This is a genomic window from Clavibacter lycopersici, assembly GCF_003576405.1.
Classification (GTDB): Bacteria; Actinomycetota; Actinomycetes; order Actinomycetales; family Microbacteriaceae; genus Clavibacter; species Clavibacter lycopersici.
On record NZ_QWGT01000286.1, the window covers coordinates 1 to 3,076 of the forward strand.

4 protein-coding genes are annotated in these 3,076 nt (G+C 73.8%); 3 read left to right on the forward strand and 1 reads right to left on the reverse strand.

The genetic code is table 11. The annotated features are described in order from the left end of the window. The 3 genes from DZG00_RS13965 to DZG00_RS13975 form a co-directional block, all read left to right on the forward strand. Positions 1 to 1,032, forward strand: a 1,032-nt coding sequence (locus tag DZG00_RS13965; RefSeq protein ID WP_119455746.1) for an aldehyde dehydrogenase family protein, incomplete at its 5' end; no start/stop codon positions are given. Continuing rightward, positions 1,032 to 1,844: a TrmH family RNA methyltransferase gene (locus DZG00_RS13970; RefSeq protein ID WP_119455747.1), complete on the forward strand. Its 813-nt coding sequence runs from the start codon at positions 1,032 to 1,034 to the stop codon at positions 1,842 to 1,844. The genes DZG00_RS13965 and DZG00_RS13970, both read left to right, overlap by 1 nt. A 119-nt stretch (positions 1,845 to 1,963) precedes the next feature. Next, on the forward strand, positions 1,964 to 2,332 hold the full coding sequence (locus DZG00_RS13975) for a DUF2834 domain-containing protein (RefSeq protein ID WP_119383184.1): 369 nt from the start codon (positions 1,964 to 1,966) through the stop codon (positions 2,330 to 2,332). 15 nt (positions 2,333 to 2,347) lie between these two features. Here the strand turns inward: DZG00_RS13975 and DZG00_RS13980 are convergent. Beyond that, positions 2,348 to 3,076, reverse strand: a 729-nt coding sequence (locus tag DZG00_RS13980) for an ABC transporter ATP-binding protein (RefSeq protein WP_119455748.1), incomplete at its 5' end; no start/stop codon positions are given.

The window sequence follows — 3,076 nt, forward strand, 5'->3', positions numbered from 1 at the left end:
CACCCCGTCGGCCCGGTGCTCCTCATCACCCCGTGGAACTTCCCGCTCGCGATGGCGACCCGGAAGATCGCGCCGGCGCTCGCCGCGGGCTGCACCGTGGTCATCAAGCCGGCCGACCTCACGCCGCTGACGACGCTGCGCTTCGCCGAGCTGCTGGCGGCGGCGGGGCTGCCCGCGGGCGTCCTCAACGTGATCCCCACCACGAACGCCGCCGACGTCACGGGCCCGCTCATCGCCGACCCGCGGCTGCGGAAGCTGAGCTTCACCGGATCCACGCCCGTCGGCCGCCAGCTCGGCGCGCAGGCCGCGCAGAACGTCCTTCGCGTCTCGCTCGAGCTGGGCGGCAACGCGCCGTTCGTGGTCTTCGCGGACGCGGACATCGACAAGGCGGTGGAGGGCGCGATGGCGGCGAAGTTCCGCAACGTCGGCCAGGCGTGCACGGCCGCGAACCGCTTCATCGTCGAGGCGTCCATCGCGGACGCGTTCGCCGACCGGCTGCAGGAGCGCATCGACCGGATGCGGATCGGGCGCGGCACCGAGGAGGGCGTCACGGTCGGGCCGCTCATCGACGGCCGCGCGGTCGACAAGGCCGACCGCCTGGTGCGCGACGCCGTCGGGCGCGGCGCGACCGTGCGCGCGGGCGGCGAGCCTCGGCAGGGCGCGGGCCACTTCTATCCGCCGACCCTCGTCACGGACGTGGCCGAGGGCAGCGACATCCTCCGCGAGGAGATCTTCGGGCCGGTCGTCGCGATCGTGCCGTTCGACGACGAGGACGACGCCGTGCGCCTCGCCAACGACACCGAGTACGGCCTCGTCTCCTACGTCTTCACGCGCGACCTCGCGCGCGGCCAGCGCATGATCGAACGGCTCGAGACGGGCATGACGGGCCTCAACATGGGCGTCATCTCCAACGCGGCGGCGCCGTTCGGCGGCGTGAAGCAGTCGGGGCTCGGCCGCGAGGGCGGGCTCGAGGGGATCCACGAGTACCTGAACACGAAGTACACGCTCACGCCCGACCCGTTCGGCGCCTAGTGGCGCACGTCGTCCCGGTCGACGACCTCGCCGATCCGCAGCTGGCCGACTACAGCCACCGCACCGACGTCGCGCTCCGCAAGGCCGAGGGCGCGGGCCACGGGATCTACCTGGCGGAGTCGGCGCTCGTGCTCGAACGCGCGCTCCGGGCCGGGCACGCGCCGCGGTCGGTGCTCGCGCTCGGCGGCACGGTCGACGAGGCGCTCGCGCTCGTGGGCGACCGCGACGTGCCCGTGTTCACCGGGCCGGGCGAGCTGCTCGCCGAGCTGACCGGCTACGTCCTGCATCGCGGTGTGGTCGCGTCGCTCGACCGGCCCGCGCTGCCGTCGGTCACGTCGCTGCTCGCGGACGCGCGGCGCGTGGTGGTGCTCGAGGACGTCGTGGATCCCACCAACGTCGGCGCGATCTTCCGCTCCGTCGGAGCCATCGGCGCCGACGCCGTGCTCGTCACGCCGCGCTGCACGGATCCGTTCTACCGTCGCGCCATCCGCGTCAGCATGGGCACCGTGCTCCAGGTGCCGTGGACCCGCACGGGGGAGTGGCCGGAGACGCGAGCGGCGCTCGCCGAGGCCGGCTTCCACGTCGCGGCGCTCGCGCTGACCCCCGACGCCGTCTCCATCCGCGACTTCCCGGCCGAGGAACATGATCGGCTCGCCATCGTGCTCGGCTCGGAGGGTCCGGGGCTGTCGGATGAGGCGATCCGCTCGGCGGACACGGTGGTGCGGATCCCGATGGCGCACGGCATCGACTCGCTCAACGTCGCGGCCGCCAGCGCCGTGGCCCTCTACGCGCTGGCCGCGCCGGTCGGCTGACCGCGCGGGCTGCGTCCTCCCCAGGCGGGCAGTGGGCCGGTCCGCGGCCGATCCCGGGCGGACGGCGCAGCTCGGCGGGCCAGCGCCTAGCCTGGCCTCATCCACGAGAAGGGGTCCCCATGAGCACGCGTCCCGCACGCCGGCGTCCCACGCGACTCGCCCTCGTGTACCTGGTGCTCGCGGCCGCCGGGCTGGTGCTGACCTGGTCGGCGAACATCCGCGTGGTCATGGAGGGCCGGGACTTCCTCGCCGACCTGTCCGCGGGCGGGCCTGCGGTGTCGTCGCTCTCGTGGGACCTGCTGATCGCGGCGGTCGCGAGCGTGGTCTTCATCATCGTCGAGGGGCGGCGGCTCCGGATGCGGCGGGTGTGGATCTACGTGCTGCTGGCCCCGCTCGTGGCGTTCGCGGTCGCCCTGCCGGTGTTCCTCGCGGCGCGGGAGATGCACCTGAGCGCGCTAGAGCGGGCGGACCCGACGCCACGCGCCTGACGGTGCCGGGTGGCCCTACACGAGCAGCTGGTGCTTCGCGAGGTCGCGGTAGAGCGGCGTCGACACGACGAGCTCCGCGTGCGTGCCCGTGCCGACGACGCGGCCCTTCTCGACGACCACGATGAGGTCGCTGTCGACGACGGTCGAGAGCCGGTGCGCGATCACGATGAGCGTGCGGTGCTCGGCGACCGCGTCGATCGCCTTGCGGAGCAGCTGCTCGTTGAGGCCGTCGAGGCTGGAGGTCGACTCGTCGAGCAGGAGGATCGGCGGCGCCGAGAGGAGCGTGCGCGCGATCGCGAGGCGCTGGCGCTCGCCGCCGGAGAGCATGATGCCGTCCTCTCCGACGGGCGCGTCGAGGCCGAGCTCGTTGCGCGCGAGGACCTCCGTGAGGTTCACGGCGTGCAGCACCTCGATGCACTGCTCGTCGGTGGCGTCGAACGCCGTGAGCGTGAGGTTCTCGCGGAGCGTGCCGGCGAGCACGGGGGCGTCCTGCTCGACGTAGCCGATCTGGCGCCGGAGGTCCTCGCGGTCGAGCGTGCGGATGTCCCGCCCGCCGACGCGCACGACGCCGGAGGTCGGGTCGTAGAAGCGCTCGATGAGCGCGAGGATCGTGCTCTTGCCCGCGCCCGACGGGCCGACGAGCGCGATCCGCGTGCCCCGCTCGGCGCGGAAGCTGATGCCCTGGAGGACGCCGCCGCCGGTGCGGTCGGCGCCGGGGGCGGTGTCGGCGGCCTCGGACCGCAC

Coding starts and splice junctions, on each gene's coding strand:
- DZG00_RS13975 (WP_119383184.1), top strand. CDS start 1,964: ATGAGCACGCGTCCCGCACGCCGGCGTCCCACGCGACTCGCCCTCGTG.